Origin of the sequence: Prevotella sp. MGM2 (assembly GCF_002933955.1) — a bacterium.
Taxonomy (GTDB): domain Bacteria; phylum Bacteroidota; class Bacteroidia; order Bacteroidales; family Bacteroidaceae; genus Alloprevotella.
Window position 1 is genome coordinate 1 of record NZ_BEWW01000246.1, and the last position, 4,725, is coordinate 4,725.

6 protein-coding genes are annotated in these 4,725 nt (G+C 45.9%); 5 read left to right on the forward strand and 1 reads right to left on the reverse strand.

Features of this window, described 5'->3' with window-relative positions; all coding sequences use genetic code 11:
- Positions 1 to 77: 77 nt before the first annotated feature.
- Positions 78 to 509 carry a DUF3276 family protein gene (locus tag C5S62_RS06255; RefSeq protein WP_104404543.1) on the reverse strand — a complete coding sequence of 144 codons (432 nt, stop codon included), beginning with the start codon at positions 507 to 509 and terminating at the stop codon, positions 78 to 80.
- 246 nt (positions 510 to 755) lie between these two features.
- Between C5S62_RS06255 and nusB the strand changes: the two genes are divergently transcribed.
- From nusB to C5S62_RS06280, 5 genes are all read left to right on the forward strand, one after another.
- Complete coding sequence (gene nusB / locus C5S62_RS06260; protein ID WP_104404544.1) at positions 756 to 1,688, forward strand: transcription antitermination factor NusB; 933 nt, start codon at positions 756 to 758, stop codon at positions 1,686 to 1,688.
- A gap of 16 nt (positions 1,689 to 1,704) precedes the next feature.
- Positions 1,705 to 2,040, forward strand: a complete 336-nt coding sequence (yajC, locus tag C5S62_RS06265; protein WP_104404545.1) for a preprotein translocase subunit YajC — start codon at positions 1,705 to 1,707, stop codon at positions 2,038 to 2,040.
- A gap of 194 nt (positions 2,041 to 2,234) precedes the next feature.
- Positions 2,235 to 3,197 (forward strand): CdaR family protein, encoded by a 963-nt coding sequence (locus C5S62_RS06270; RefSeq protein WP_190311559.1) that lies wholly within the window; start codon positions 2,235 to 2,237, stop codon positions 3,195 to 3,197.
- A gap of 82 nt (positions 3,198 to 3,279) precedes the next feature.
- Entirely contained in the window at positions 3,280 to 3,885 is a 606-nt protein-coding gene (gene coaE / locus C5S62_RS06275) for a dephospho-CoA kinase (RefSeq protein ID WP_104404548.1), read from the forward strand.
- Positions 3,886 to 3,967: 82 nt separating this feature from the next.
- Positions 3,968 to 4,396: a DUF5606 domain-containing protein gene (locus C5S62_RS06280; protein ID WP_104404547.1), complete on the forward strand. Its 429-nt coding sequence runs from the start codon at positions 3,968 to 3,970 to the stop codon at positions 4,394 to 4,396.
- The last annotated feature ends 329 nt before the right edge of the window (positions 4,397 to 4,725 follow it).

The following is a 4,725-nucleotide window of genomic DNA, read 5'->3' on the forward strand; positions in this document are numbered from 1 at the left end:
AAAGATACAACTTTTTCAGACCAAAAGCAAGAAGTGTTAAAATGACGAGTCTACCCAAAACAGTCATTTGTGACACTTCAGAAGTCTATGTCAAAACGGAATTCCGAAACGGATTTACCTGTACGGAAGCCGTCACCACCGTCATTATCATCGGTTTCATATTCGCCGCCAACCTCAGGTTGCTGTCCCTCTATAACGAAATCGGAATGTCCCCCGCCATACGGATGACTTAAACCGACCGGACTGTTTTCCTCCACAAAACCAGCAACAGCTTCGAAGGCTGCGGTAAATTTCTCCATATCTTCTCTATAAAGGAATATCTTGTGCTTTTCCAGCACAGGACGGACATCTTTCGTGCCTTCCTTAACCCGCTTACTTTCCGTTATGGAAATATACATACCGTCATTGCGGTCTTTCTTCACGTCAAAATAATAGATACGTCTGCCGGCTTTCACAGTCTTCGAAAACAAGATCTCTCTCTCATGCCTTTCTTTCATCAATTCACTCATGGCTCTTAAATTTTAAAGGTTGGCGAACAAAACGTTCTCACGCCGCGACACTTTGTCACATCCGCATTACAAAAATGCAACCTTTTTTTATAAGTACCTAAAAAAGCAGAAAGAAAATCGAGAATATAGGGCTTTTTTTCGTATTTTTGCACACTGAAAGCAGGGGAAAAGTGGCTTTTCGATGGTCATAAAGACTGTTTCCACCTTCGTCCTGCCCGCAACACAAGCCAGAAGCATTTCGACATTATGATCAATAGAGAACTAATAAGGCTGAAAGTGGTTCAGCTGACTTACGCCTACTACCAAAACGAGGGCAAAACCATAGAAGTGGCAGAAAAAGAGTTAATGTTCAGCATGGGCAAAGCCTATGACCTATACAAATACCTGCTGTCTGTCCTCGTGAGGATGAAAACACTCGCAGAACAGAAAGACGCCGCATTCCGTGCCCGCAACAAACGACTGCAAACTCACACTGACGATGTGACCCCCGACGGCCGATTCGCCGCCAACCTCTTTTTGGCGCAACTCGCCGAGAACAAAGAATTGGGCGAATATATAGAAAAACAAAAACAGGACTGGATTGAGGAAGATGCCTTTCTCAAAAAGACCTATACCAAGTTCATGGAGAATGACGTATTCCGGTTCTACCTCGACAAGGAGGACTACACCTACGAAGCCGATCGCGAAGTGGTGCGCAAGCTCTACAAAACGTGCATCTGCAACAACGAAGACTTCGACAGCCTGCTTGAAGACCATAGCCTCTATTGGAACGACGACAAGGACATTATCGACTCCTTCGTACTCAAGACCATCAAGCGGTTCAACGAGGCTTCTACTCCCGAACAGCCTCTCTTGCCGGAATTCGCATCAGATGAAGACCGCGAATTCGCCGTCAAACTTTTCCGCACCACCTTGGAACGCGGCATGGAAATGCGCCAGCTCATCAAAGATAACTGCAAGAACTGGGAATTCAACCGGCTGGCCTACATGGACGTCATCATCATGCAGATAGCTCTCACCGAAATATTCTCAATACCTAACATTCCGCTCAACGTCACGTTCAACGAATATCTCGACATAGCCAAAATATACAGCACTCCCCGGAGCGCTTCCTACATCAATGGTTTGCTCGACAGCATCGTAAAAAAAGCAAAAAGCGAAAACAAACTTTTAAAATAACAATAATTCCAACACTATGAACCATCTCTTGTTCACACTTCTGGACGCAGTTCCCGCCACACAGGGACAGCAACCCAGCATGATTCCCACTATCGTCATGATGGTAGTCCTCTTTGCTATCGTTTATTTCTTCATGATTCGTCCGCAAAACAAAAAGCAGAAAGAAATTCAGAAGTTCCGCAACGCCCTACAGACCGGACAAAACGTCATCACGATAGGCGGCATACACGGCACCATCAAAACAATAGACGACACCAACAACACTGTGCTACTTGAAGTAGCCACCGGCGTTAAAATGACATTCGAGAAAAGCGCCATCATGCCTAGTGGCAGCACTGTGGCACAGCGATAAGAAATCAGACCAGCCTCTGTAAAAAACATGTGGAATGTGAAACCGGCACAACTCACCGTCATGCTGATTTTTCATATTCCACTTATTTTTTCACTCCTGCACAGTTTTTTATCCTATCGTAAAAATCCAACCAGCCGCCTTTCTCACAAAACTGTTATTCCCTCCAAAAAACATCCGCTCCTGTCATGACGAAAATGGGCATATTCTTTAGCGCACTCATACGCCGAATGTGGAACCGGCAATTCCTGACTTTCCTATTCTTCCTGGCTCTCTCCTCAGCGTTCTGGCTATTCCAGAAACTTAATGAGACCTATGAAGAAGAAATCGACGTGCCCATCGAACTGCGCAACTTGCCCAAAGGCGTAGTCATAACCGGAGAACTGCCACAAACGGCCAAAGTAACATTACGCGACAAAGGAATAACACTGCTCAACTACTTATATAACGACAAATTACCGCGCATCGTCCTTGACTTCTCCACCTACGCCCGACAAGAAGGCCGCGTAAATATCCTCTCATCCGGACTCATAAAGCAACTCCGCCCGACTCTTTCAGCTGGCACCGTTATCGTAGCCATGAAGCCCGATACACTGGAGTTCTACTATACCTACGGACGCTCCAAGCGTGTGCCGGTAAAACTACAGAGCCCCATAAAGGCAGAAACAGGTTACGCAATTCTTCACCAGCATCTCTCTCCCGATTCCGTAACCGTTCTGGCCACAACGAACGTGCTTGACACTTTGCGAGCCGCCTATGTTGGAACCGCCGACATGCAACGGCTCACGACAGACATCAGGAAAAACAAAAAGTTACGCACCATACCTGGCGTAAAATTCATGCCGGATGAAGTAACTGTTTCAGTAGCCACTGACCGATTGGTAGAAAAAAAAGTAACGGTTCCCATCATTGGCGCGAACATGCCAGAGGGCACGGAGCTACGTACTTTTCCCGCTCAGGTTGAGGTTACTTTTCAAGTCAGCATGAGCCAATACCGTCACATTACTCCCGATGATTTTACGGTGGTGGCCGATTATCTGAATCTGCCGGCAGACGGCAGCAACACTTGCCGTCTGCAACTAACAACGAAGTCCCAACAGATTTCACACGCACGATTAAGCGTTGAAGAGGTAGAATATGTTATCGAAACCCATAAATAACGCCGCCCCGGCTACCTGTAAAGCGAATATTCCCGAAGACTTTACGAATGAAGCCTGCAACTGTCCGTACGAAAATACCTATATGAAGAACAGCAATCGCCCGTTCCCCGTCCGCATAGCCATCACAGGAGGGATTGGCTGCGGAAAAAGCTATGTGTGTCACCAGTTGGAAACTGCCGGTTATCCGGTTTTTTATTGTGATGACGAGGCCAAACGAATCATCCGTACTGACGTGGAAGTGCGCAAGGCACTGACTGAACTCATCGGTCAGGAAGTATATGATCCTGACGGCAACCTGATAAAATCCGTATTGGCATCCTATCTTTGTGCCGGCAAGGAAAATGCCACCCGAATTGACGGCATTGTTCACCCGAAAGTAGCGAAAGCTTTCACAGACTGGAGCACACTACACACGGACTGTCCGGTTGTTTTCATGGAATGCGCCCTTCTTTTTGAAGCCGGATTTGACAAATTGACAGACATCACAGCCACAATCATAGTTTCAGAAAAAACACGGCTGGAACGCCTTATGTTGCGCGACAACATTGACGAGATTCAGGCACGCAAGTGGATGGCCCTACAACTGCCCGAAACGGAGAAACAGCGAAGAGCCGATTTTTGTTTGCGCAATGACGATATTCATCTGGCAGACGACATCAACAATCTGCTACACATGGCCATCAAATAAAAAATTAGGCCAAAGCCTCTCCATTTCTCACTCAAAAAACTTAACTTTGCGAAAAATTTTCTGAAACTAATAAAATTTTGTCATGAAAGATACCATTTTAGCCATCGCGGGAAAACCCGGGTTGTACCGCTTGGTTTCCCAAGGCCGTAACATGCTTATTGTAGAATCTGTTGACCAGTTGAAAAGACGTATTCCTGCCGGTGCACGTGACCGTGTCACCTCTCTCAACGACATTTCCATGTATACTGACGATGAGGACAAACCTCTGATGGAAATTTTCGAATCTGTCAAGGAAAAAGAAAACGGCGCCCCCGTTAGCCTTGACCCCAAAAAAGCCACTGCTGCAGAGCTTGCAGAGTTCATGGCTGCCGTCCTTCCCAATTATGACCGCGAACGCGTTTATTCCACGGATATCAAAAAACTCATTCAGTGGTACAACATCCTAGTGAACAATGGTTATACCGAGTTCGCTCCCCAAGTAGAGGAGGAGAATGAGACGACCGCCGAATAAGCACGCCAGCCCAATACTTATAGCATATACACTGCGATAAGACAGTCAAGCGGGAGGTAACGAACAAACTGAAAAAGTTCGTTGCCTCTCGTTCTTCTTATAGAAACTTCAGGCCGACACTCCAAGAAAAGCAACAGATAACAGTACTTTATATCGTACCGTCTCATGATTACAGTAATGAAGGCAGCTGTCATTCCCCTTTGTTTTTCAAGAATAATCAAAGGAGGCGACAAGCAAACAAAATGATTGCCCCCAATACGAACATCTCCATTCAACTTTAACATATTTAACTTTTCATTACATTTCGGAGTGTTAAAATATAGATTGTA